General features: G+C 37.4%; 26 protein-coding genes. 2 read left to right on the top strand and 24 right to left on the bottom strand.

Translation table 11 applies throughout. The features are described from left to right. Positions 1-17 precede the first annotated feature (17 nt). The gene (locus tag NFR27_RS02405; protein ID WP_251440427.1) at positions 18-536 is read left to right on the top strand and encodes an S-adenosylmethionine decarboxylase family protein; all 519 of its coding nucleotides are present in this window, start codon (positions 18-20) and stop codon (positions 534-536) included. A 68-nt stretch (positions 537-604) separates the two neighbouring features. Here NFR27_RS02405 and NFR27_RS02400 read toward each other — a convergent pair whose 3' ends face one another. After that, positions 605-1,282, bottom strand: a complete 678-nt coding sequence (locus NFR27_RS02400; protein ID WP_251440432.1) for an HAD hydrolase-like protein — start codon at positions 1,280-1,282, stop codon at positions 605-607. A 182-nt stretch (positions 1,283-1,464) separates the two neighbouring features. On the opposite strand from NFR27_RS02400, the gene NFR27_RS02395 reads away from it, so the two are divergent. After that, the gene (locus tag NFR27_RS02395; protein ID WP_251440435.1) at positions 1,465-1,716 is read left to right on the top strand and encodes a (2Fe-2S)-binding protein; all 252 of its coding nucleotides are present in this window, start codon (positions 1,465-1,467) and stop codon (positions 1,714-1,716) included. 92 nt (positions 1,717-1,808) lie between these two features. Here NFR27_RS02395 and sufU read toward each other — a convergent pair whose 3' ends face one another. From sufU to pknB, 23 genes are all read right to left on the bottom strand, one after another. Then, entirely contained in the window at positions 1,809-2,249 is a 441-nt protein-coding gene (gene sufU, locus NFR27_RS02390; RefSeq protein ID WP_251440439.1) for a Fe-S cluster assembly sulfur transfer protein SufU, read from the bottom strand. Positions 2,250-2,322: 73 nt separating this feature from the next. Then, the gene (locus NFR27_RS02385; protein WP_251440442.1) at positions 2,323-3,552 is read right to left on the bottom strand and encodes a SufS family cysteine desulfurase; all 1,230 of its coding nucleotides are present in this window, start codon (positions 3,550-3,552) and stop codon (positions 2,323-2,325) included. A 39-nt stretch (positions 3,553-3,591) separates the two neighbouring features. Then, entirely contained in the window at positions 3,592-4,641 is a 1,050-nt protein-coding gene (locus NFR27_RS02380; protein ID WP_251440445.1) for a SufD family Fe-S cluster assembly protein, read from the bottom strand. 9 nt (positions 4,642-4,650) lie between these two features. Continuing rightward, entirely contained in the window at positions 4,651-6,060 is a 1,410-nt protein-coding gene (gene sufB, locus NFR27_RS02375) for a Fe-S cluster assembly protein SufB (protein ID WP_251440448.1), read from the bottom strand. A gap of 9 nt (positions 6,061-6,069) precedes the next feature. Then, positions 6,070-6,813: a Fe-S cluster assembly ATPase SufC gene (gene sufC / locus NFR27_RS02370; RefSeq protein ID WP_251440452.1), complete on the bottom strand. Its 744-nt coding sequence runs from the start codon at positions 6,811-6,813 to the stop codon at positions 6,070-6,072. A 365-nt stretch (positions 6,814-7,178) separates the two neighbouring features. Beyond that, a complete protein-coding gene (locus NFR27_RS02365) occupies positions 7,179-8,432 on the bottom strand; it encodes a diaminopimelate decarboxylase family protein (RefSeq protein ID WP_251440454.1) in 1,254 nt (417 codons plus the stop codon). A gap of 241 nt (positions 8,433-8,673) precedes the next feature. Beyond that, entirely contained in the window at positions 8,674-10,302 is a 1,629-nt protein-coding gene (groL, locus tag NFR27_RS02360) for a chaperonin GroEL (RefSeq protein WP_251453920.1), read from the bottom strand. 75 nt (positions 10,303-10,377) lie between these two features. Then, positions 10,378-10,659, bottom strand: a complete 282-nt coding sequence (gene groES / locus NFR27_RS02355; protein ID WP_115309637.1) for a co-chaperone GroES — start codon at positions 10,657-10,659, stop codon at positions 10,378-10,380. A gap of 158 nt (positions 10,660-10,817) precedes the next feature. Beyond that, on the bottom strand, positions 10,818-11,393 hold the full coding sequence (locus tag NFR27_RS02350; protein WP_251440459.1) for an ANTAR domain-containing response regulator: 576 nt from the start codon (positions 11,391-11,393) through the stop codon (positions 10,818-10,820). 61 nt (positions 11,394-11,454) lie between these two features. Beyond that, positions 11,455-12,954: a sensor histidine kinase gene (locus NFR27_RS02345; protein ID WP_251440461.1), complete on the bottom strand. Its 1,500-nt coding sequence runs from the start codon at positions 12,952-12,954 to the stop codon at positions 11,455-11,457. A 10-nt stretch (positions 12,955-12,964) separates the two neighbouring features. After that, on the bottom strand, positions 12,965-13,984 hold the full coding sequence (tsaD, locus tag NFR27_RS02340; RefSeq protein WP_251440464.1) for a tRNA (adenosine(37)-N6)-threonylcarbamoyltransferase complex transferase subunit TsaD: 1,020 nt from the start codon (positions 13,982-13,984) through the stop codon (positions 12,965-12,967). Then, positions 13,981-14,436: a ribosomal protein S18-alanine N-acetyltransferase gene (gene rimI, locus NFR27_RS02335; RefSeq protein ID WP_251440467.1), complete on the bottom strand. Its 456-nt coding sequence runs from the start codon at positions 14,434-14,436 to the stop codon at positions 13,981-13,983. Before rimI ends, tsaD begins: the two co-directional genes overlap by 4 nt. Next, the gene (tsaB, locus tag NFR27_RS02330; RefSeq protein WP_251440471.1) at positions 14,429-15,211 is read right to left on the bottom strand and encodes a tRNA (adenosine(37)-N6)-threonylcarbamoyltransferase complex dimerization subunit type 1 TsaB; all 783 of its coding nucleotides are present in this window, start codon (positions 15,209-15,211) and stop codon (positions 14,429-14,431) included. The genes rimI and tsaB overlap by 8 nt, the downstream gene beginning before the upstream one ends. Next, complete coding sequence (tsaE, locus tag NFR27_RS02325) at positions 15,195-15,701, bottom strand: tRNA (adenosine(37)-N6)-threonylcarbamoyltransferase complex ATPase subunit type 1 TsaE (RefSeq protein WP_251440474.1); 507 nt, start codon at positions 15,699-15,701, stop codon at positions 15,195-15,197. The genes tsaB and tsaE overlap by 17 nt, the downstream gene beginning before the upstream one ends. Before the next feature lie 8 nt (positions 15,702-15,709). Further along, entirely contained in the window at positions 15,710-16,714 is a 1,005-nt protein-coding gene (gene thiL / locus NFR27_RS02320; RefSeq protein WP_251440478.1) for a thiamine-phosphate kinase, read from the bottom strand. Between the two features lie 210 nt (positions 16,715-16,924). Continuing rightward, entirely contained in the window at positions 16,925-17,446 is a 522-nt protein-coding gene (locus NFR27_RS02315; protein WP_251440480.1) for a GerMN domain-containing protein, read from the bottom strand. 50 nt (positions 17,447-17,496) lie between these two features. Continuing rightward, positions 17,497-18,705 (bottom strand): N-acetylmuramoyl-L-alanine amidase family protein, encoded by a 1,209-nt coding sequence (locus NFR27_RS02310; protein WP_479266832.1) that lies wholly within the window; start codon positions 18,703-18,705, stop codon positions 17,497-17,499. A 302-nt stretch (positions 18,706-19,007) separates the two neighbouring features. Beyond that, positions 19,008-19,952 (bottom strand): ComEC/Rec2 family competence protein, encoded by a 945-nt coding sequence (locus tag NFR27_RS02305; protein WP_251440483.1) that lies wholly within the window; start codon positions 19,950-19,952, stop codon positions 19,008-19,010. 12 nt (positions 19,953-19,964) lie between these two features. Then, a complete protein-coding gene (locus NFR27_RS02300) occupies positions 19,965-21,509 on the bottom strand; it encodes an NAD(P)H-hydrate dehydratase (protein ID WP_251453917.1) in 1,545 nt (514 codons plus the stop codon). A gap of 75 nt (positions 21,510-21,584) precedes the next feature. Continuing rightward, positions 21,585-21,947 carry a holo-ACP synthase gene (acpS, locus tag NFR27_RS02295; RefSeq protein ID WP_251440491.1) on the bottom strand — a complete coding sequence of 121 codons (363 nt, stop codon included), beginning with the start codon at positions 21,945-21,947 and terminating at the stop codon, positions 21,585-21,587. 60 nt (positions 21,948-22,007) lie between these two features. Further along, complete coding sequence (gene rpe, locus NFR27_RS02290; RefSeq protein WP_251440495.1) at positions 22,008-22,655, bottom strand: ribulose-phosphate 3-epimerase; 648 nt, start codon at positions 22,653-22,655, stop codon at positions 22,008-22,010. A 4-nt stretch (positions 22,656-22,659) separates the two neighbouring features. After that, entirely contained in the window at positions 22,660-23,520 is an 861-nt protein-coding gene (gene rsgA, locus NFR27_RS02285; RefSeq protein WP_251440497.1) for a ribosome small subunit-dependent GTPase A, read from the bottom strand. Between the two features lie 7 nt (positions 23,521-23,527). Beyond that, positions 23,528-25,456, bottom strand: coding sequence for a Stk1 family PASTA domain-containing Ser/Thr kinase (pknB, locus tag NFR27_RS02280; RefSeq protein ID WP_251440499.1), 1,929 nt, complete (start codon positions 25,454-25,456; stop codon positions 23,528-23,530). Positions 25,457-25,465 lie beyond the last annotated feature (9 nt).

Genomic DNA, 25,465 nt, shown 5'->3' with positions numbered 1-25,465 from the left:
ATAAGGAAGGTGTCACAGTGTCAAATTCAATTGGAACTCATTTACTTATTGATTTATATACTTGTTTAGAAGATGCGATTAACTCCCCTCTTATTATTCAGGAAAGTGTTACTAATGCCCTAGAAGCAGCCCAACAGCCGATTGATGAAATTAGCTGCCAAGTGTTAGATGATGAAATTGTTTTATTTGCTGTATCCCCTCATTGCCATATTGCAGTTCATGCGTATCCTGAAATGGGCTATGTAGCCGTTGATATTTACACCTTTAATATTTCTTTGCAGGCCACTTTGATTATGCGTGTTTTAAAACAATCCTTTGGTGCTGATCGAGTAAAAGCGACTAGCATTAATCGTGGTGATTTTGGCTCAGTTAAAGATATGAAACCACGGAAGAAATCGTCTGTTTCTGCCCTAGCCCGCGTGACTAGAACACGGATGCGCTTACAGCAAACAGGTACAAAATTAAAGTCTACAGGAGCTAAAGTATTCAAGGTTATTTCTTCTAAAAAAAATCGCCATGAGCAACCTTTAGATTAAACAATACAAAAGACTATCCCAAAGCAAATTGCTAACGGGATAGTCTTTTTTTATATAAATTCTAATTATTATAATAAGGTATCAACAGCAATATTTAAAATTACATCAGAAGGGGTATGACAAATATAATCAGCCCCAGCTGCTTCTAATTCCTCTTGTGTTCCATAACCATAGGTAACGGCAACTGCACGACAATTTAGCTTTTTAGCAGCTTCCATATCATATTTTCGGTCCCCTACCATGTACCAGCCTGTAATTTCTTTTTTTGTGCGATTTGAAGAAATTTCTTTCATGTCTGCTAAGGCTTCTTTTAGAATATCTTCTTTATGCACTATACCACGGGCATTATCAGCCCCTTTGATAATTTCAAAGTACTTAGTTAAACCAAAATGGTCTAGCACTTCTTTGGCCAACGGTTCTGGTTTGGCAGTAGCTACAGCAACATACGTATTAGTTTGACGTAAAGTTACTAACATGCGTTCTACATCTTCATATACTTTATTTTCAAATTTCCCAACTGTATTATACCGTTCTTTGAAGTATCCATAAGTCTCTTCCGCATCAGCATCGTTCATATGACAATGTTCTCGCAAGGAATCAACAATTGGTGGCCCAATGAATAACGTAAGAATTTCATCAGACGGTACCGGTACACCTTTTTTTTCTAATGCATAAATAACAGATTTTTTAATACCTTCGGCTGAATCTGTTAAAGTGCCATCCAAATCAAATAAAACACAAATCATATTTGAATCCTTTCTTAACTATACATAGAATTAAAAATCTGTGGTACAATAAATTTATATAGTAGCCCTTATTTATATCTTATACATTGGATTTGGTATACCCTATTCCTATTTTTAGATATTATAAGCCTAACTACTATTAAATTAATAGCTATACTAAGTAGTATAGGGAGGTAATACAGATGGAGTTTGAAGAACAAAAAGTACCCGATAGTATTTTAGACAAATATACTAAAGTCTGCACTTGTCGTAGCATTTCACGTAAAACCATTAAAGAAGCCATTAATGATGGTTGTGATACGATCCCTAAAATTAGAGAGCGTACTGGTGCTGGTACCGGATCTTGTGGTGGCAAAAATTGTGGTGTCCGTATTGTTAAACTATTACAGGACATGGGCAAATTGCCAAAACCAGGTGCACCGAAAGAAGACTAATTTATAGGTTTGGTAAAAAAGGAGTTAACTCATAGCAACAGCAGTTGTTATTGGTTAACTCCTTTTATTATACATGATTATATGTTAAGTAACTAGCTATGAGATTCTTCCTTTTTTAACGCTTCTTTTAAGGTATGCCAAGCTAATACAGCACATTTTACACGAGCTGGCATATTAGAAATATTTTGAAGAGCAATAGCATCTTCTAATTCTTCTAATTCAGCTTCATCAGTTACTTCTTTTTTGATCATGCCTAAGAAAATATCGACTAAACGAAAGGCTTCAGTCACAGATTTACCTTTAATAATGTCAATCATCATAGAAGCCGATGCTTGACTAATAGCACAACCAGAACCAGTGTAAGCGGCATCTTTTACTACGCCATCAGCTACATCTAATTGCAAGGTTAAATCATCACCACAACTTGGATTATGACCATGTTCTGATACTGTGAATACGTCTAAAAGACGTTTATTTCGTTTATCTTGATTATGTTCTAAAATTAACTCAGTATATAACTGATCCATTTCCATAAGTAGGAACTCCTTTATACTTGCTTATTTCCCCCTCGTCAATACTTAGGGATATGGTTTACTTTAGTCTTCTTTAGTCTTTAAGACCCATTGTAGGTCGTACTTGTTTTACTGCATCTAAGAAAATATCTAAATCTTCTTTACGGGTATAAATGTACATGCTTAAACGATTAGAAGCAGGTACTTTATAATAGGCACCTAATGGTTGAGCACAATGATGACCGGAACGAATACAAACACCATAGCTATCTAAAATAGTAGCTACATCATGAGGATGTACATCGTCAATCGTAAATGCAATTACACCATGTTTCTCTTTTGGATCTTCAGAGCCGAGCACATGAACATGTGGAATGGCTAATAGTTTTGGCAATACATAAGCTACTAATTCCTTTTCGTAGGCATTAATATTATCCATGCCATATTCTTCTAAATATTCAATAGCAGCCTTCAAAGTTACAGCCCCATGTGCATTTGGTGTGCCTGCTTCAAATTTATAAGGCACTTCATTATAGGTTGTACTTTGTTCTTGTACATACTCAATCATATCACCACCTAATAAGAATGGTGGCATAGATTCTAGTAGATGGCGTTTACCATACATAACACCAATACCTTGAGATGCACACATTTTGTGGCCTGAGAATACAAAGAAATCACAGTCAAGGGCTTGCACATCGATTTTTTTGTGAGGCGCTGACTGAGCACCATCAAGAATAGCAATAGCACCTACAGCGTGAGCTCGTTTAATTAGCTCATCTACAGGAAACTCCATGCCTAGTACATTACTTACATGGGCGAAGGATACGATTTTTGTATGGCTATCAATCTTATCCATCTCACCATCTTTCAAATGGCCCGTTTCATCTAAGTACATATATTCTAAAATAGCCCCAGTTGTTTCCGCTACACGTTGCCAAGTTACTAGATTAGCATGGTGTTCGGCAATGGTAATGACGATTTTATCACCTTTTTTTAGATTATGTAAGCCATAGCTAAAGGCGATTAAGTTTAAGCTTTCTGTCGTATTGCGTGTTAATACAATTTCTTCCCTAGCTTTGGCATTGATGAAACGTTGCACCGCATCGCGTGCTGTTTCATACGCCTCAGATGCTTCCACAGCCAACACATGGGCTCCTCGATGAGGATTACCATTATGATGTTTTAAATGGGTTTCAAGGGCATTAATAACCACTTCTGGTACTTGTGTAGTTGCTCCACTATCTAAATACACTAAACGGTGACCTTTATGCTCTCTTTGTAATATAGGAAAATCTTTATATGCTTCTGCAATCGACTTCATAATACACCTTCTCTATTCTATCTTATTACTACGGCCCAATTAAATCTTAGCTCGTACCGCAGCTAATACTACTTCTTCTAACTCAGCATCTTCGAGTCGATCAATAACTGGACGTAACATAGATTCTACAATGATATGTTTAGCTTCTTCTTCACTGAAACCACGGCTCATTAAGTAGAATAATTTAGTCTTATCCAATTGGCCGGCACTAGCCGCATGATTCCCCACTACATTATCTTCTTTACAAAGAAGTAATGGCAAAGATACAGATTTTACTGTTGGATCAAGTAATACACAAGTATCTTCTTCAGCCCCTTCAGCAGCTACGCTACCACGAATGAAATCTAAAGTACCGCGGAAGGATTTTTTAGAATTATCGGCTAAAGCGCCTAATACGTGAATATCACTTACTGACTTAGGTGCTACATGAGACATCAACATAGAAATGTCAAAGCGCTGTTCATTGTCACCTAAATAGGCTAAATCATGTTCAATATGAGCTTCTTTACCTACTAAATCTTGTGTATAATGCAAGAAGTTTTCGCCCCCACCTAATTCTACATTGAGAAAGGCAACATGGCTGTTGTCAGCTAATTTTGTATAACGGTGTTCAATTTGTTGTACCCCTTCATTCAATAGCTGAACTTTTTTGAATACTACATTTGCATTTTCTGCAGTATTTACTTCTGTTAAAAGGTTTAAACCACCTTCAGTGGCGTTGCCTTTAACTACATATAATACTTCTAAAGAAGCACCCTCAGCTACATCAATAGCTAAGCGAGTTTTATCACCTACACTAGCATTGTCCGCATCAATGGTGATGACTACTTTTTCAGAAGCCCCAGCAGGCACGGTAATAGCTAGACCTTTAGTATAGTCATTAGTAACAGCTGCTAATGAGGTTGTTTCAGCCCCTTCAAAATCAGCTTTTAATAATGCATTATTACTTAACTCCGTTACTACACCCGGATTAGCATCTACTGTTACAATCGCAGGTTTACTACCAGTAGCAACTACCCCTTCCGTATGATTTACCTTTAACCACCGGAAAGTAGGTCTAGGGAGTTCATTAAATAGTACGTTACTCATCAGTACCTCCTAACCGATAGAGCCTTCAAGCTCTAAGGAAATCAAATTATTCATTTCAACAGCGTATTCCAATGGTAATTCTTTAGAAATTGGTTCTACGAAACCACGAACTAACATAGCACGAGCTTCTTCTTCACTAATACCACGAGTCATTAAGTAGAAGATAGCTTCGTCTGAAATACGACCGATTTTTGCTTCGTGACCTAAGTCAACATTATCATTTTCAATAGAAATGGATGGAATTGTATCGGACTGAGAGATTTCATCTAGCATCAAGGATTCACAAGACACTGTAGCTTTCGCATGTTCTGCTTTTTTACCAATATTTAACACGCCGCGATAAATAGCAGCGCCACCACTCTTAGAAATGGATTTAGAATTAATATTGGATGTAGTATGTGGAGCCACATGAACTACTTTAGCACCTGTATCTAAGAACTGTCCTTCACCAGCAAAGGTTACACCAGTAAATTCACAGTGAGCGCCTTCACCTGCTAAGATACTCATTGGATATAAACAAGATACTTTGGAACCAAAGGAACCACTTACCCATTCAATAGTACCATTTTTACCGACAGTTGAACGTTTGGTGTTCAAGTTATACATATTCTTAGACCAGTTTTCAATTGTGGAATAACGAAGGGTTGCATTATCTTTAACAAATAATTCTACACAACCAGCATGTAAGTTAGCTACATTATACTTAGGTGCAGAACAACCTTCGATGAAATGAGCTTTAGCCCCTTCTTCGATAATAATTAAGGTATGTTCAAACTGACCAGCCCCTGGCGCATTTAAGCGGAAATAGGACTGTAATGGAATGTCAACTTGTACACCTTTTGGCACATATACGAAGGACCCACCAGACCAAACCGCACCATGTAAGGCTGCAAATTTGTGGTCCGTTGGCGGAACTAAGGTCATGAAATATTGACGTACAAGATCTTCATGCTCATGAAGGGCTGTTTCAATATCAGTATACACAACACCTTGCTTTACCAAATCTTCTTGAATACTATGATATACTACTTCAGAGTCATACTGCGCACCAACACCAGCTAGTGATGTTTTCTCAGCTTCAGGAATCCCTAAGCGATCAAACGTGCTTTTAATATCTTCTGGTACTTCATTCCAGTCACCTTTCATGTCAACTTTTGGTTTAACATAGGTAACAATATTAGCCATATCAAGACCGCTAATATCAGGAATCCAAGTTGGAATATCTAATTCATTATAAATTTTTAAAGATTTTAAACGGAAGTCAAGCATCCATTCCGGTTCATTTTTATTTGACCAAATTTCGCGGATAATATCTTCCGTAAGGCCTGCATTCGATTTAAAAGAATATTCAAATTCATTCTTTATATCGTAGACGCCACGGTCCATATCCTCCACATAGGTTTTTTTTCTAGTTTCCATGAGTGCCTCCTAAACTAACGCTTTGTAAGCATCGTAGCCTTTGCTTTCAATGTCTGCTACTAAGGATGCGTCCCCAGTTTTTACGATTTTACCATTAATTAAAACATGTACAAAATCTGGTTTTAATTTTTGTAAGATGGAGTTATGATGCGTAATAATAAGTACGGCATTTTCTTTAGTATGGAAGCGATCAACCCCATCTGATACAATACGTACTGCATCAACGTCAAGACCAGAGTCTGTTTCATCAAGCATAGCTAATTTTGGATTCAAGATGGACATTTGTAGAATTTCATTCTTTTTGCGTTCACCGCCACTAAAGCCTTCGTTAACATAACGTTGTGCATAAGATGCATCAAAGGATAATTCATCCATTTTTTCTTTTAATTCTTTTTTGAAGGCTAACGCACGAACATTTTCACCGGTTACAGTAGCTTTAGATGTTCTAATAAAGTTTTCTACAGTAATACCAGGAATAGCAATTGGATTTTGGAAGGACATAAAAATACCAGCCTTAGCACGATCATTTACGGCTTCGTCTGTAATATCTTCACCATCAAATGTAATAGAACCTTCGGTTACTTCATATACAGGATTCCCCATAATAGCATTTGCTAATGTGGATTTACCAGCACCATTAGTACCCATTACAACATGGATTTCACCTTTATTAATAGTTAAATCAATACCTTTTAGGATTTCTTTGCCCTCAACGGACACGTGTAGATTCTCTACGCGAAGTAATTCTGACACAGTACAGTCACTCCTTTTATTCTTAATTATGTCTTTAAGTTATATATTATGTATTCGTTAGATTTTATAAGAAAAGCGGTATCCCACCAAAGTGAAACACCGCTTTTAACAGCAAAAATATTCTACCACTTCGGTAAACAGCAAATCTTACAACATCTATTCCTAATAAACATTATACAATCTAACTGTATCCAGTGCAAGTTAATTTCTACTATTTTACTATGAATTTGTTTATATTATCGAATTTTTTGAATTTTATCAAAAAATATGACTCTCATTAGCTTTATTAAACTAGTGATTTTTGGGCAAACTTTGAAATTACCTTTTAATTATAACATATTATCATTAGAAATGATAGTTTTTCCTTATAAATCAGTAAAATCTAATGTTGCAAATAAATCATCCAAGGTTTCAGCTCGACGAATTTGAGTAATGGACCCATCTTCATTTAATAATAGTTCAGCTGATTTTAGTTTACCATTATAATTAAACCCCATAGAATGTCCATGAGCACCTGCATCATGAATTATAATGCGATCACCTCTATCGATTTTCGGTAATTTACGATCAATGGCAAATTTGTCATTATTTTCACAAAGTGAGCCTGTTACATCATATACATGATTAAGGGGCGCATCTTCCTTACCAACTACGGTAATATGATGATAAGAACCATATAAAGCAGGACGCATTAAATTAGCCATACAAGCATCTAAACCTATATAGTTTTTATAAATATTTTTATGGTGAATGGCTGTTGTAACTAAATAGCCATAAGGACCTGTTACCATACGGCCACATTCAAAGGCCAAGGCAATAGGGCTATGATTATTACCTATAATCATACGGTCATAGGCTTCTTTAATCCCTGCACTCAAGGCTTCATAGTCAACTGGTGTTTCTTCTGGTCGATAGGCTACACCAATACCGCCACCAAAATCAATGAAATCTACTTCTATGCCTGTTTCTTCTTTTACACGAAGAGCTAAATCAAACATTAACTCAGCTGTGCCAATGAGCCCTTTGATATCTAATTCATTAGATACTACCATAGTGTGTAAGCCAAAACGGGATACACCACGAGTTTTGCAATAATTAATAGCTTCAATAATTTGATCTGCCATCATACCATATTTAGCTTCTTCAGGAAGACCAATAATTGTATTACCACCATGCTTTAAAGAGCCTGGATTATAGCGGAAAGCTAAACGGTTAGGTAAACTACCATGTTCTTCTAAATAAGCGACATGAGTAATGTCATCAAGATTAATAATGGCCCCTAATTCCATGGCTTTGGCATACTCTTCATACGGTGTATCATTGGATGAAAAGATGATATTATTCCCCATTATACCAACTTTTTCACACAATACGAGTTCTGCCATAGAAGAACAGTCTGCACCTACGCCTTCGCGTTGTAATAAACGCATAATATATGGATTAGGTGTTGCCTTTACGGCAAAATACTCTTTAAAATCTTTAGCCCAACTAAAGGCTTTAATAAAGCGACGAATATTATTTACAATTCCTTGTGCATCATATAAATGAAATGGTGTCGGATATTCAGCAATAATTTCTTCTAAACGGGCCGCTGTAATGGGTAATTTTTTCTCATTCATCAATCTTTCTCCTCACTCAATGACCTTGCAATTAGTAATAATTGTCAGCCCTTGTTTTATTTTGTAATAATGAATCTTAAGTATATGTAAGATTATACTTAATTTTATTGGCGTTCGTCAATTCTATAGAAAAAAATAAAAATACCCACATCAATTGATGTGGGTATTTTATTAAATGCCATGTAGCAGCATAATTACATATTAGCTGAGCTAACTATTACTAGGTATAAAATAATCTAGATTACATCATACCGCCCATGCCACCCATTGGAGGCATAGCAGGTGCTGCTGGTGCATTTTCTTCTACTTTATCAGCTACAATGCTTTCTGTAGTCAATACTAAGGACGCAATAGAAGCTGCATTTTGAAGAGCAGAACGAGTCACTTTAGCAGGGTCAACGATACCAGCTTTAACCATATCTACATATTCTTCAGTTAATGCATTGAAGCCTACGCCAGAATCTGTATTTTTAACACGTTCAACTACAACAGAACCTTCTAAACCAGCATTATAAGCAATCTGGCGAAGTGGTTCTTCAACAGCGCGTTTTACAAGGTTAATACCAGTTTGTACATCCCCTTCTTCTTTTAAAGTTTCAAGAGCAGGTAAGATGTCAATTAAGGTTGTGCCACCACCAGCTACAATACCTTCTTCAACAGCTGCACGAGTTGCATTTAAAGCATCTTCAATGCGAAGTTTTTTATCTTTCAATTCAACTTCAGTAGCCGCACCAACTTCGATAACAGCTACACCACCAGCTAATTTTGCTAAACGCTCTTGTAATTTTTCTTTATCAAATTCAGATGTTGTTTCATCAATTTGACCTTTAATTTGGCCTACACGCTGTTTAATAGCTGTATTATCGCCAGCACCATCAATAATTACAGTTTCGTCTTTAGTTACACGTACTTGATGAGCTGTACCAAGGTCTTCTAATTCAACGCTATCTAATTTACGGCCCATATCTTCAGTGATTACAGTACCACCAGTTAAAATAGCAATATCTTCAAGCATTGCTTTACGGCGGTCACCAAAACCAGGAGCTTTAACAGCTACTGCTTTGAAAGTACCACGCAATTTATTAACTACTAATGTAGCTAATGCTTCACCATCAAGATCTTCAGCAATAATCAATAATTCTTTACCTTGTTTTACAACTTTTTCAAGTGTTGGTAACATATCAGCAATAGCACTGATTTTACGATCTGTAATCAAGATGTATGGTTCATTCATAACAGCTTCCATTTTATCTGGATCAGTTACCATGTAAGGAGAAATGTAGCCACGATCAAATTGCATACCTTCTACTACAGAAAGATCTGTTTGCAAACCTTTAGATTCTTCAACAGTAATTACGCCGTCATTGCCAACTTTTTCCATAGCTTCTGCAATAAGACCACCGATTTCAGAATCGCCAGCGGATACAGAGGCTACTTGTGCAATATCAGCTTTACCGTTTACTTTAATCGATTTTTTCTTAATTTCTTCTACCAAAGTTTTTACAGCTAATTCAATACCTTTTTTCAAGATCATTGGATTAGCACCAGCTGCTACATTGCGCATACCTTCTTGAATCATAGCTTGTGCTAATACAGTAGCTGTAGTTGTACCATCACCAGCTACGTCATTTGTTTTGGTAGCAACTTCTTTTACAAGTTGTGCGCCCATATTTTCAAATGGATCAGCAAGTTCAATATCACGAGCAATAGTAACACCGTCATTAGTGATAGTAGGTGCACCAAATTTTTTATCTAATACTACATTACGACCTTTTGGTCCTAAGGTTACTTTTACTGCATTTGCTAATGCATCTACGCCGCGGCCTAAAGCACGACGAGCGTCTTCATTAAAAAGAATTTCTTTTGCCATAATCTATTACCTCCTAAGGTTAATTACATAACCTCAATATATAAATTAGTGAATATATAGTAGCTACTTGCTAGATTATAAAATAGCTAAAATATCACGTTCGCTAATTACTAGATGATCTACACCATCAATTTTAACTTCTGTACCGGCATATTTGGAGAACATTACTTTGTCACCAACAGCTACTTCAGGAGCAACACGTTGACCATTGTCATATACTTTACCAGCGCCAACAGCTACTACTTCACCTTCGGAAGGTTTTTCTTTTGCTGTATCTGGTAAAAAGATGCCACTTTTTGTTTTTTCTTCTTTTTCAAGGACACGAATTATAACACGGTCGCCTAAAGGTTTCATCATTGTCAATCTCTCCTTTGAACTAATGGATTGTAAATTTTTATTTTGTTAGCACTCACTAACCTCGAGTGCTAACTACAAGTATTATTATATCCGAATTGAAAATAATTGCAAGTATTATTTTTGATTTTTTGACTTTTTGTCACTAAAAAAAGCAGTGCTTATACACTGCTCTTTTTAGCGGCGGCTATAATTTTTTGACAAGTTTCAACAATTGTTATGTGTTTATCCATACTAAAAGAGCGCAAACGTTTATAGGCGTCGTCTTCACTTATTTTATAAAGATTTTGTAAAATTCCCGTCGCTTTCGCAATTAATTTTCTTTCTTCTAAGGTATTTTCTAAGGCCTCAATGTTGGTTTTTAAGGTTTGCTCTTCGGTATACCGATGATACGCCATTTCTAAAGTAGGAATGAGTTGATCTTCTCGCACAGGCTTAATCAAATAGCCATATACGCCCGACTGGCCAGCTTTTTTGACTAAATCTTGCTGACTATAGGCTGTTAGTAGTACAACCGGTCCCCACTGATTATGGCGAATTTGTCGAGCCGCTTCAATGCCGTCTAATTCTGGCATTTTAACATCCATTACAATCACATCAGGTTTTAAACTTTTTGCTTTAGCAAGGGCTTCGACCCCATTTTTACCTTCCCCAATTACTTCATAGCCTGCCGCTTCTAATTGATCGCGTATATCCATACGAATTAAAGATTCGTCATCTACAATAAGGACTCTCATGACATTCTCCTCAATTTTAACTCACTATTAACTTTTCTATTACCTCACTTTTAAAGCTTCGTTATAATTCAGTCTCTTCTGGAAATTGAATTATAACTACAGTACCTTTAATCTCACCTGGTCCAATTTGAAAAGTACCAGCAAGTTCATTAGTGACTAAATTTTTTATTATTTGTAAGCCTAGTCTACTAGAAGCTATACTGTCAAAATCTGCAGGTAAACCCTGTCCATTATCACTAACCCTTAGGGTAATCAAACCTGACTGTATGCTCCCTTGTATTTCTAAAGTTGGTATATTTTGCGAAGTTAAGTTATTTATATCATCTGTAATTGCGGTAGTTCGTTTAGCTAATAAGGCAGAACGACCAAGAGCAAAGCCGTGTTCAAAGCTATTAGAAATTAGTTCATTTAAAATGAGAGATATGTAGCCCGCTCGATGAGACGACAATAAAATAGGTGGTCCTATATATTCACAGTTAATTACATCATCAGCTTGTAATAAAGCTCGTTTTAAAAGTCGAATGAGCTCTTCGGCAATAGTTCGTAAATCAATATAATCTTCTTCATAATGAGAAATTACTTCATGGACTAAGGCCATGCTTTCAATACGACTTACCCCTTCTTGAAGTGCTTTTTTCACTTGCTCTGAGTCAGAACGACGAGCTTCCATACGTAGTAAGCCGGCCACAGTTTGTAGATTATTTTTTACTCGATGGTGTATTTCTTTTATAACAGAATTTTTTACCAATAATTCTTGTTCCTTACGGCGTAAGGCTGTTTTATCTTTTAAAAATAAAAAACTTCGTTTAGTACGACTACTACCTGTAATAGGTAGTATTGTTTGTTCTACGATAATATCGCCATAAATTTCTTCGGCAATGGACCCACGGTGTTCACGAATCGCTTGTTTAACCCAGCTCATTTTTAAAGCGCCACCATAAATGGAAGTTCCTAATAAACGACGATCAAAGCCTAATAAATCCACTAAATGAGAAGCCGCTTCATTGGCATATAAAATGATTCCAGCCTCGTCAAAGATAATAATGCCATCTTGATACGATAAGGGTTTATATAAATCATCTTGATTCTGTTGTGGTACAATCATGGCCATATACGTCGTCTCTGCCAAGACATCAGAAGCCGCTAATAAAAGTGCATCTGTTTGAGGTTCTAAGCCATTGTGAATGATAGCTAACCCAGCAATACATTTTCCCCCATTATCTACAATAGGAAATGCCAATAATCGAGCTAATTGGCCATAATGACGCTCCATAAAGCCTTTAACCGGTTGTCCCTGTTGTAATAGTTCTTGCCATAAACTCACTTCATAAGGGTTTAACAGTATAGTTTCACCATCAAGCTGCTGTTGCGGCCAGTCTTTCAAGGAACCTAACACTAAAATTTGTTTATCGTTAGTGCCAGTAAATATGCAAACTTCTTGCTGTGGCAAAGAAGCACCAAATGGTAATAATTGAGCCACTTGTAATAATAGGCGCTGTTGTGGTTCTGATAAATCCGTATATTGTTGTAATCGCTCTGCTAGTATGGATTTTTCATTCATAGCTTATACCTTATGCTTGACCTAGCGGTATAGCTGGTTTGGCATTTAAATGTAAATCACTAAATTTGCCAGCCTTAGCCATATAATAGGCACGACAACCAATCATTGCTGCATTATCTGTGGCTAAAATACCACTTGGGCGATAAAAGGTGAAGCCTTCTTGTTCACACATAGTAGCTAAGGCATCTTGTAAATGTTTATTAGCTGATACACCGCCAGCTAAGGTAATTTTCAGTTGTCCCGTGGCATGAGCAGCTTCACAAGTCTTATGAACTAGCACATCAATAATGGCTTGCTGAAAAGAGGCAGCTACATCGGCTTCATTAATAGGTTCCCCTTTTTGTTTAGCACTATTTAAATAATTAAGAACCGCTGATTTTAAACCACTAAAACTAAATTCAAAATTCCCCTTCTCTTGTAAAGCTTTAGGAAATTCAATAGCAAAAGGGTTTCCAGTAGAACCTACTTTTTCAATTTGTGGCCCTCCTGGATACGGATACCCCATAACACGAGCTATTTTATCAAAAGCTTCGCCTGCTGCATCATCACGAGTTTGGCCTAATACTTCAAACGTTTCATAATCTTTAACTACGACTAACATAGTATGGCCACCAGAAACAACTAAACTTAAAAAAGGTGGTTCTAAGTCAGGATGAGCCAAAAAGTTAGCAAAAATATGACCTTCCATATGGTGAACCCCAATAAGTGGAATGCCAGTAGCAAAGGATAAGCCTTTAGCAGCAGCCACGCCAACTAATAAGGAGCCTACTAAGCCCGGGCCATAGGTAACGCCAATATGATCCATATCTTCTAATTTCACATTAGCATCTAATAAGGCTTGATCTACTACAGGAATAACTTGTTCTATATGATGACGGGATGCAATTTCAGGCACAACGCCACCAAATCTTTGATGAATGGGCACTTGACTAGAAATTACATTCGATAAAACCTGACGACCATTTACTAATACGGCCGCCGATGTTTCATCACAACTACTTTCGATGGCTAAGGTATATACATCGTTCACACCAGGGCCTCCTCTCTTATAATAGACATAATATAGGCATCTTCAATAGGTTCGGTATAATAATTCTTCCGAATCCCTTTAACGGTAAGACCTAAACGGCGATACATTGTAAGAGCTGCTACATTAGAAATGCGCACTTCTAAAAATATTTCATTCATGCCCCGTTTAAATAATTCTTTTATGAGTTTACGCGTAAGCATAGCGCCATATCCTTCGCGCCGAAAATCAGGATGAATGGCTATATTTGTAATTTGACCTTCATCTAAGACAAGCCAAGCACCAGCATAGCCAATAATTCGATTATCTTCTTCAGCTACTAAATATAAACGTTGTTCTGTTTCCGTTAGTTCAGTCGTAATTGAGTCTAAGGACCAAGGTACAGAAAAGCAGGCTTTTTCGATTTCAAAAATAGCTTCTATATCGTCTAATGTAGCCAGCCGTAAACTAAGCATGATCCACCTCATCATGCAATGTAGAGGCTGCTTCAGTAACAACTACAGTAGGTTCTTGCCCTTTCATTTGAGCCGCTAATTCAGGATGTTTAGCATCCCAAACAACTTCCGCTTCAGAACGGCGAATATAATAAGGGGCTATAGCATTGGCTTCATCAGGTGCACCTTGTAAAAAGCGTGGTAAAGCTGCAAGCAATAAACTGCTAGCCCTAGGAATGCGCAAAGACAAGGGGCTTAGTAAAAGTTGTGAACCATATTCAGAAATTGCACTAGCTACTTTAGTAATACCATCACCCACAAGAGTTACCATTTCGTTACGCTCAGCCAGTTCTGCTAAGGCTTCTGCACGTACTTTTACAGTTGGTTCTTGAATACACTGTAAATGCCCTTCTTGCCAACGATATAAACCTTCATATACATTCTTTTTCTGTGCATCAATCATAACAGCTAATAAGCCATTAGCTTGCCAAAAGTTATGAGCCAGTACTTCCATAGTCATTACACCTAATAAAGGTACCTGCCAAGCATAGGCTAACGCCTTAGCTGTTCCTAAACCAATTCGTAATCCTGTAAAAGAGCCAGGTCCTATACTTACTGCAATCCCTTGAATGGCATCTTTTGTGACGCTACATTGTTTCATTAATAATTCAATATGAGGTACTAATTGCTCTGAATGTGTTAAACCCGCTTGAATGGTCAACTCGCCGACTAATTTTTCTTCAGTCATGAGTGCTACGCTAGATACAGCGCTGCTTGTTTCAATGCCCAGATACATATTGTCCTCCTATTGTTATAAGTTCATCTTGTGTAAGTTCTGATGTCTGCCAAATGCTCTCTCTACTGCCATCTGGTTGCGCCATTAAGGTAATCCATAATACTTCTAAGGGCAATGCATCAGGGAATTTATCAGCCCATTCTACCAAACTTAAGGTATCTTCAGTAAATTCACCAAAACCAATATTTTCTAATTCATACACATCATCTAAACGGTACACATCAAAATGATATAAAGTGCCGGCTTCTGTTTCATATGTATTCATTAATGCAAAGGTTGGGCTTGTTACTTCATCAGTTACACCAAAACCACGAGCTACGCCTTGTGAAAAATGAGTTTTGCCCGTACCTAAATCACCAACTAAAGCAATACAAAGGGGCTTATTATATGTTTTTAAAAAAGTACCTAATTGATACCCTAATTGTTCCGTATCGCTAACAGTATTAGTATTACAATGTAGGACTTGAGTATCTTTAGTCGTATTTATCATATATTTCATTACTCCTTTGATTGATGTTGTTTAAAATGATCATATCCTTTAGCGTATAAAGAGATTGTTGTATTAGAGCCAGTACGTAATATAACATGATTTGCGTTATTGCTACTATTAGAGGTAACTAGTCCAATACAATGCAGTGACTCCTGAGCGTCTATTAAAGGACGTAATTTAGCTGGTACAGTAGCAACTAATTGAAAATCTTCGCCTCCATATAAGGCCCAATTTAGAGGATCAACACTTAATTGCTCTGCCAAAGTTATAACTTCTTTATGAAGCGGAATTGATTCTGCTTCAATCTCAATTGATACGTTTGAAGCCTTAGCGATTTCATGAAGTTCACTGCTAAGGCCATCGCTAATATCATTTAGTGCTGTAACTCCTTGTTGGCGTAACCATTGACCCCAATATATTTGTGGCTCTGGTTGTTGATGTGCTTTCTTACAGAAATTAAAACCTTCACATTTCTCTAATAGAGCAGCTAAGCCGGCCGCACTACTACCTATTTCATTTGTAACTACCACAATATCGCCTACCTGAGCACCACTTCGTAATACAGCTTGTCCGCTTGGTACTTCACCAATTACAGTAACATTCAAAGCTAACGAACCTTTCGTTGTTACAGTATCGCCACCAATAAGATTTACCTTATATTTACTGCAGATAGCTTTTAGGCCTGTAAAAATAGACTCCATATAAGCTAGTTCCGTAGCCTGAGGAATGGCTACTGCAATGACGGCTTGTTTAGGTACACCCCCCATAGCTGCAATATCGCTAATATTAGCAGCCCCTAAGCGATAACCTACATCAAAGGGATTCGTTGTTTCAGCAGAAAAGTGTATGCCTTCAACCATCATATCCGTTGTAATGAGTTGCTCATAGTCTGGCGTGGCTCGATAAACAGCACAATCATCACCGATGCCTTGTATAACCGACGATGTATCATAGAGGGTATTTGTACTAATGGCATCAATAAAACCAAATTCACCTGTTTCTGAAACCTTCATAACGCCCTCCTAACTATAAAAGTATTTATAAGTATATTTCTATTTCATAGAATCGTTATTATTATAGCATACTTTAAAAAATGGTTCAGCGTACAACAGATAAAAAGGACACATCATTGGTTATTCAAAAGTTATAAAAACTTTTAAACCATAACCAACGATATGTCCATAATTATGTGAGGATTAAAATATACGAGTTGTATGATACTCTTATTTTACAATTTGTTGTTCCATACGACTCATAGGTTCACTTACATCATAGCCACCATAGGTTTCAATTCGTTCACCATCTACGAGAAGTAGAACTTTTTTGACAGAGTCAAAACTAGTAGCCGTATTTACGATTGAGGCTAAGCGAAGTTGTGCAGATAAGCCATCTACTTTGCCCCCTTCTAAGAATTCTTTAGACAAGTTAATACGAGCTACATCATCTTTAATTGCCACATCTTTAACTGTTACCTTCTTTGGAAACACAGGATATTTTTGACGACTATCTTCATCAAACAAGAAAGAAATCGCATATTTTAAAGTTTTCTTCTCTGTATCTACCGTAATAGTCTGTGGGCGAACACCCTTACCATCATCTCGAGGCACATAAACTACCATTTTTGACATGGAATCTTTAACATCCTTGTCATTTGTAGTTTGGCTACTTGATGTAGTCACAGCTTGTTTAGAACCCTCGGCTGATTCAGTGGCAATTGAACTACAGCCAGCTATTACAAATAGCATAACTGCCAGGAGGGTAGTATATACGAGTTTTATATTATGAAACATAATTATTACCCCCTAAAATAGTTTTCAATGCCATCGGCAATTTCATCAGCAAATTCTTGTTGTACTTTATCGGATTTCAATAAAGCTTCTTCCTTAGGATTAGAGATAAAACCTAATTCAACTAAAGCAGCTGGCATTAAAGAGCGACGTAACACATATAAGTTACCTGGTTGGATACCACGATCGCCACCAAAGCCTGTTTCATCAGCAATTTGAGCTTGAATACGAGATGCTAAACGCGTATCATACTGAGTTTTATCATAATAATAAGTTGAAATGCCACCTACATTTGGATTACTGAAAGAATTAATATGTACACTAATAAATAAATCAGATTTATTAGCTGTACCTACATCAACGCGTGCCTGTAATTCATCAGGACCAGATGCATTAGGGCCGTATACATCGACATCAGTAGTACGAGTCATGTTAACTTTTGCCCCTTTAGCTTCTAAGGCTTTTTTCAATTTCATAGAAATTGGTAAGGTAACATTCTTTTCCATTAAACCAGTTGGACCAATTGCACCTGGGTCACTACCACCATGACCAGGGTCAATAGTAATCACTTTACCTGCAATGCCACCACTTGTTTTGTAATCAATCGTTATTGCCTTAGGTTGACTGGCCGTAGCAACAACAGTTGGCGCTTTAGCTGGTTGCGTAGTGCTTGCAGTTTGGTTAGATTTTTTATTTGATTTCTTATCTGTATTGACTGTTGTGGTTGTTGTTTTAGGTGTAGTTACTTTTGGTGTACTACCATAGTATACACTTCTTGGTGCAACCCCTTTTTGTTGAATATCAATAACCATACGATCTGGTTTATTATTCACCTTATCCTTTTTAAGGGAAAAGACTTTAATATCTCCCACATCAATAGCAGTTGGTGTGTTGAGAACAACATTAACATGTTTACTCTTTTGGCTTAATTGAGCTTTGGATACAATTTTTGGATCCATTGATAATGATGTTTCTTTTGTTTTTAACTTTACATTTTTTAATTGCACTGTTGTTGTTGTCCCTGCTTTATCAATGGAAGCTGAAGCTTCTACTGGCGCAGTTAAACTTAAAACCACCCGTACAAAAGGAATTGGTGCATCATTTCGTGTCACCCAATTAACATCTGTTACATCCGCTGCGCGTACAGACATAGCCCATAAGGGAAATGCTATTACTGTAAACAACAGGGCTAACCATAGTTTTCGCAACAATCTCACTCCTATCACTGGCCTTATAGTAAAAAAGACCCCTTATTTGATTTCTAAGTAATTTACATACACAACACATATATTCTTACAGTCCCTATTGTTCAACACAAAGTCTGAAAACCATATGGACATGTTTAGTTTATTATAACATAGGTTTTCCAAGATTCTTGAAAAGCCCATGATTTTCATAGACTGTTCACAAAGCAAACATACGCTCCTATAGCGTGTAAAGCCCGATTCAAAAGGGTTTTACCATTCCTATAGGAGCGTATGTTTTAAATAATAGTCTTTTAGTTTTTACTTGACAAGATTTATCGTTCCGTTGTTACATTCCAAGTATTGCCATCTGTATGAATGCGAATTGTCCCTTGCGTATCTGTACGGTATACTAAAATATTCTCAGAATTGAGACGTTTTAAGGCCTGTGATGTAGGATGTCCATAATCATTATGTAAGCCTACCGAGATCACAGCCAGTTCTGGTCGAACAGAGCGTAAAAAGTCTTTTTGTGATGAACTAGCACTACCGTGGTGGCCTACTTTAATAACTCGGCTTGATAGTTTAGTATTTTCCTCTTTTGTTAAACGGTTTTCTTCCGCTCGAGAGGCATCACCAGTAAAGAGCATAGAAAATTTGCCAAACACTAATTTACCTACAATGCTATTATCATTAGGATCAGATCGACCTTTATTATCCAGTATATAATCTCCTTTTGTAGGCGCATATACAGTGAAGGTTGCCCCATTGCCTAAATCAACTGTATCCCCTTTATATAGAGCTGTAAGAGGAATTTTTTTATTAGTAATATTCTTTACATATGTTTTATATACGGATGTAGTAGCGTCCATGCCATTATCATATACGTGACTAATAGGAATCCCCGCTTTAATTAAGGCATAAAAACCACCCATATGATCCGCATGAGGATGAGTAATAATTACATTTTTTAAGGATTTTACATTGTACTGTTTTAATAAGGCAATTAAACGCTCTCGATGATCAACCTCACCAGTATCAATTAAGGTATACTCATCACCTACTTTAATTAAATGCGCATCCCCTTGCCCTATATCTAATGTATATACATCGAGTGTACCTGATATGTCAGCACTTTGACTTGATGCGGTGCTATGACCACTTTGACCTAAATTAGGAATATTAGCTTGTAAATTACAGCCACTAACTGTTAAAGAGCCAACAACTAAAGCAATTACGAGTGTAATATACGTAAGCCAACGTTTAATATAATATTGCATACTTCACCTGACTTATTCTTCTTCCATTAAAGCTGTCATTACATACGGTACCTGACGACTTACTTCAGACGGGGTAAATCCTTGATGACGCTCTTCATATAATACATCAGCCGCAGCTCCATGAAGATATACACCGGCCATAGCGGCTTCTACTTCTTCTAAGCCTTGACCTAATAAACTTGCAATAATACCGGTTAACGCATCACCCATACCACCAGTGCCCATACCTTCATTGCCACTGTTGTTAACAGCTACTAAACCATCTGGTGAAGCTATAACTGTAGGAGCTCCTTTTAGAACTAATACGACTTGGTATTTTATAGCAAATTGACGTGCTGCTTCAATACGGTTAGCTTCTATCGTTTCAATGGTGAGTCCTGTAAGGCGAGCAAATTCACCAGGATGAGGGGTCATAATCACAGGGCGCTCTCGCTTACTAAATTCAGCCCCTATAATATCCATATGACCTAAAGCCCAAAGAGCATCTGCATCAATTATGAGAGGAACCGCTGTGGTTGTCATAAAATTCTTAGCCAATGTAGTCGTTTCTTCATTGCGGCCTAAGCCAGGGCCAATAACAACCGCTTCTTTATCCATACTATGCATGCGTAAATGAAGTAAATTGCCAAAAGAACCGGTCATAACTTCAGGCATTACTTTAGTCTGTAGCATAGTCAAACAATTAGAAGGAACCACTGTAGTTACTTTACCAGCGCCCGTATAAATGGCAGCTTCTGCCGCTAGTAATGGGGCCCCTATCATACCATCTGAACCACCAATAATCAAAGTATGACCATTAGTCCCTTTATGAGCTGTTGGCTCGCGTTCTGGCAATAAAGCAGCTACTAAATCAGCTGTAATCAATTCTGTAGGAAAATATTCATTACTCTCATCTAAGAGCGCAGTTTCCCACGCAAAGCCCAAACCTTTGATAATAATTTCACCACAATAGGATTTTCCAGGATACAGGCACATTCCCTGTTTAGGAGCCCCAAAGGTAACTGTCATATCCACGCCTAACGTTCCTGTAGCGACAGCACCAGTATTGGCATCAAGCCCTGATGGCACATCAATCGCTACTAAGAGAGTATCTGGATATGTATCAACATGAGCTTCCATGCGATCCAATAATTCTAAAATAGGCTCTTGTAATTCCCCACTTAAGCCTGTGCCAACTAATCCATCAACAATAACATGAGCAGCTTCAAAAACATCGCCGTCCTCTAGGGTGAGCACAGGAATTTCTAAAGCTTCAATGGTAGCCAGTTGTGCCTGAAATAAGGGGGAACCTGCTTTATTATCATTAGGAACAACGATGCGAACTTCGTGCCCCCATTCTTCTAATTGGCGAGCCGCTACTAAACCATCAGCACCATTATTACCTTTACCAGCTACAATAACGACTTCTAAAGGTCCTTCTACTTCTTCAAAAGCAGTTACAATTGCTTCGGCCACACCACGTCCAGCATTTTCCATGAGCACAGCTAACGGTAAATGACCTTTTGTGGGAGCCCATTGATCAATAAATTGAGCCTCTTCTTTGGCTAAAATACGCATAAAAACTCCTTTCTAACCCTGTAGCAATCTTTTATATACTATATTTGTTTAAGCATACATCCCTTGGATAAGCAATTATACCAACAGTACTGTAGCCACTGCGTAGGTATGACAATGACTAATCGTGACTTCGATTTGAGTAAATCCCCTAGCCTCAAATATATCTTTGAATTTACCTTGCAAGATAAAATGTGGAGCGCCTAGTTTATCTCGGCGTATTTCCAAATCTTGCCAAGAACCTTCTCTAAAACCTGTTCCTAAGGCCTTAACAAATGCTTCTTTTGCCGCATACATCCCAGCCAACGACGCAGCTTCTTGCTTACCACGACTATTTGCATACTTTAATTCTTCTACTGTATACACACGATTTGCAAAATTATCTTTAGTTACAGCCTTAGCAATTCTTGCAATTTCAATTATATCTGTGCCAATTTTCATGGAATTACCTTTCCCATTGCGTCTAAAATAAAAGCCCCTGAAAATCAGGAGCTTTTCTCACTAACCGCGTAAAGAACGAATCATATCTGCTCTATCAGTTGCCCCAAAGACAGCTGAACCAGCCACTAAAATATCTGCACCAGCTTCACGAACTAAAGGAGCCGTTTCTAAATTAACACCGCCATCCACTTCAACAACGGCATTTGTGTTTTCAAAATACTCAAATAAAGCTTTTGCTTTTTTTATTTTGCGAACTGCATGAGGAATAAATGATTGTCCCCCAAAACCAGGATTGACGCTCATAATTAAAATCATATCTAAATCACCAGCAATGTCTTCCAATACAGCTACTGGTGTGGATGGATTTAAAGATACCCCTGCTTTCATACCATAGGATTTAATTTCCTGTACTAAGCGGTGCATATGAGGTGTGGCCTCAGCATGAAATGTAAAATATTCAGTCCCAATATCAGCAAAGGCTTTAACATAATCAGCAGGATTAGTTACCATTAAATGCACATCAAAAGGCAATGCTGTATGTTTGCGTAATGCCTTAATTACGGGAGCACCAAATGTGAGATTTGGCACAAAATGTCCATCCATGATATCAATATGTAATAAATCAGCTCCACTCAATTCAATGCTTTTTATTTCTTCTTGTAGACGCGCAAAATCAGCGGATAACATAGAAGGTGCAATTTTTACCATATTCTCACCATTTCCTTTGACTGCGAATTTCTTCGCGAATGACTAAATACGATTCATATCGGCCAGCACTAATTTGACCATTTTCTAACGCTTCTTTTACGCCACACACAGGCTCATGTTCATGGTAGCAAGGGCTAAATTTACAGGATTCTTCCGCAGCTAAGAATTCAGGATATAAAGACGGTAAACGTTCTTCAGATATATCGCTAAAGTCAATAGCACTAAAACCAGGCGTATCCATGATAAAAGAGTCGCCGTCTAAACTATATAAAGAGGCATGACGGGTTGTGTGACGTCCTCTTTTTATTTTATCACTCACTTCCCCAGTTTGAAAAGCAAAAGACGGTTCAATACCATTAAGTAAACTACTTTTACCTACACCGGAAGGACCTGCAAAAGCACTTACTTTATGATGTAATTGCACTTTTAAATCTTCAAGGCCTTCGCCTGTTCGCGTTGAAGTAAGAATTACAGTATAACCAATTTTACGATATACCGCCGCTAAAGCAGCGGTACTCTCATCTTTTAAGTCACATTTATTAATACAAAGTACTAACGGAATATCGGCATGCTCAATCATTACAATTAGCTTATTAAGTAATAATTCATTAATATCAGGCTCATGAGCTGCTACTACTAAAATTACTTGATCTAAATTAGCTACATGAGGTCGTTTCAACTCATTATGACGTGGGAGTATTTTTTCAATTGTTCCAGCAGGGTCAAATGTTACTCGATCACCTACTAATAAAGAGTAACGTCCTTGTTTTAAACGACCACGTACTTTACATTCATGAACATTCCCCACTTCATCCTGTACATAGAAATAACCGTTCATATTTTTAATGACAATGCCTGTATTCATAGTCCTCCTATAATGTTTGATCTTGTACTAAAGCGCCATTTAAATATACTTGAATTTGAACTTTTCCAGTACCCGACACATCTTTTACAATTCGTTCGCCCGGTTGAGCTGTTCCATCAAAGACTGTATTCGAGCCAGCATCATCGGTTACAACAATACGAACGGATTGATTAGCTTTTCCAGATGGAACTGTAATATCTACTGTGCCCTTAGTTACGGAACTATCACTTGGTTTTGGGTCAGCCTTTTTCTTCACTTCTCCAGTTAAGGATACGGCTGTATTAGCATCTAAGGAACTACCCGATTCTGGATTTTGTTGTGTTACAACTGCTGTATCTTCACTACTTCCACTAATTGGACCTACTGTAAGGCCTAAAGCAGTCAATGCTTCTTTAGCCTCTTTAATAGTCATTCCTACTAAATTAGGTAATTCTATTTTTTGAACTTTAACTCGATTAACAGTAACATCGACAGTGGTTCCTTTAGTCACCTTTGAATCACTCGGTGGTGATTGCATTAAAATGACCCCATCTTCCTTGCCATCTTCAGAAGCTGTTGTTATCTTACCTACAACTAAGCCTAGCCCTTTTAAACGACTCTTAGCTTGTTCTAAGGTCATCCCTGTAATATCTGGCATAGTAATATCGCCTACACCTTTACTTACTACTAAATGAACTGTCCGCTGTTCTTTAACTTGTTCGCCAGCTTCAGGGCTTTGTGAAATAACTTGTCCTGCTGGAACATCAGGATTAGACACTTCACTTGTAGAAACACGTAGGTGATTATCCTCTAAAATATGTTTAGCTACCGATACTTGTTTCCCCACTACATTTGGTACATCGACAGTAGCATTGCTCCAGAAATTACCAAAACTTAAAAAGGCCCAAGCAAACGCTAATAAAAAGACGAAAAAAGCCCCTAACAAAATATATTTTTGTGGTAAGCGAGATAATTTAGTAAGCCAACTTTCTTTAACTGGCTCGTTTCCATAATAAACATCATCCTCTTCTAATTCACCATATGGTGATTCACTAACAGGCACCATAACTTGAGTACCAAAGTCATGCGGTACGCGTCGACCACTATTACTACTTACAAAGCCTTGTGACATGCGCAGTGCTGAAATCATTTCAGATATATTATTAAAACGATCCTCTGGTCGTTTCGCTAATGATTTAATAACCGCTGACTCTAATAAAGTAGGAATACTCGGATTATAACGAGTTGGGGATATTAATTTTTCTCTTACATGTTTTAAAGCAACGCTAATCGGCGTTTCACCTTCATAAGGAACTCGGCCTGTTAGCATTTCATAAAGCACAGCCCCTAAGGAATAGATATCAGTGCTTCCATTAACTGGCTTGCCACTAGCTTGCTCGGGTGATAAATAATGAGCAGATCCCATAATGGAATTTGTATACATCATAGTTGTGCCAGCATTCATAGCACGGGCAATACCAAAATCAGTAACCTTAATGCGACCTTGTTTAGTTATTAATACATTATGGGGTTTTATATCACAATGAACAATTCCCATTGCATGGGCATGTTCTAACCCTTCAGCAATAGCGATTGTAAATTTAACTGCATTATCAATAGGCAATCGTTCATGTCGAGTAATATATTCTTTTAAGGTTTCCCCTTCAATGTATTCCATGACAATATAGTGATATCCTTGATCAAATCCTACATCGTACATGCTCACAATATTAGGATGGCTTAGTTTACCAGCTGCTTGAGCCTCTCGTTTGAAGCGGGCTACGAAATCATCATCACCAGCAAAGTTTTGGTGCAATACTTTAATAGCTACAGGACGGCCTAATAATAAGTCTTCCCCTTTAAATACATCAGCCATGCCACCAACGCCAATTTTAGAAATTATTTTATAGCGATTATCAAGAACTAAGTCTTGTAATTTTGTTGCTGTTTCTTTCATGTTCTCACC

Origin of the sequence: Veillonella intestinalis (genome assembly GCF_943192895.1) — a bacterium.
Taxonomy (GTDB): Bacteria; Bacillota; Negativicutes; order Veillonellales; family Veillonellaceae; genus Veillonella_A; species Veillonella_A intestinalis.
The sequence above is the reverse complement of the archived record's forward strand: the minus strand, read 5'-3'. Positions and strand labels throughout refer to the sequence as shown.